Annotated in this window: 2 pseudogenes; one reads left to right on the top strand and one right to left on the bottom strand. The window is 77.0% G+C overall.

Annotation, left to right across the window (positions count from 1 at the left end):
- Positions 1–118, top strand: a pseudogene (locus tag HO151_RS07450) (GntR family transcriptional regulator); the annotation flags it as partial.
- Between the two features lie 22 nt (positions 119–140).
- Here the strand turns inward: HO151_RS07450 and HO151_RS05270 are convergent.
- Positions 141–557, bottom strand: a pseudogene (locus tag HO151_RS05270) (hypothetical protein); the annotation flags it as partial.

Raw genomic sequence — 557 nt, 5'->3', positions numbered from 1 at the left:
CCCGCGCACCGACCTCCTGGCGGACGCCGCCCAGCACACCGCCCTGCTCGACGCACTGGCCGCACAGGACCTGCCGACGGCGCAGTCCCTGATCCGCAGCCACTTCCCGGGCGCGTAGCGGACGGGCACCGGTCCCGCCCTCAGGCCGTGGCCGCCGGCGGCGTCAGCTGCTCCGCCAGCCACGTCGGTACGCCGCCCAGGAGGCGGAACAGGCGGCCCGCCTCCGCGCGCAGACGGGACGCCTCCGGTTCGGACTCCGCGTCGGCGAGGGAGGCCAGCGCCGGAGCCGTGCCGACGAGGTAGCCCAGCTCCTCGCGGATACGCAGGGATTCGGCGAAGCCGTGCCGGGCCTCCGCCAACTCGCCCTCGCGCAGCGCGAGTCCGGCGAGGTGGCGCCAGGTGAAGGACAGCAGTAACGGGTCGTCGTGCGCCGTGGCGCCGGCATGCGCACGCCGGTAGGCGGCGCGCGCGGACTGCGGGGAGCGGGCGAGGTTCTCCGCGAGCAGGCCCCGCCGGAAGTCGAGCAGCGCCCGCCCCCGGGCACCCGGCGCGATCAG

The sequence above is a fragment of the Streptomyces sp. 8P21H-1 genome (assembly GCF_013302945.1).
Note: the sequence above shows the minus strand (reverse complement) of the source record. Positions and strands in the feature narration are given on the sequence as shown.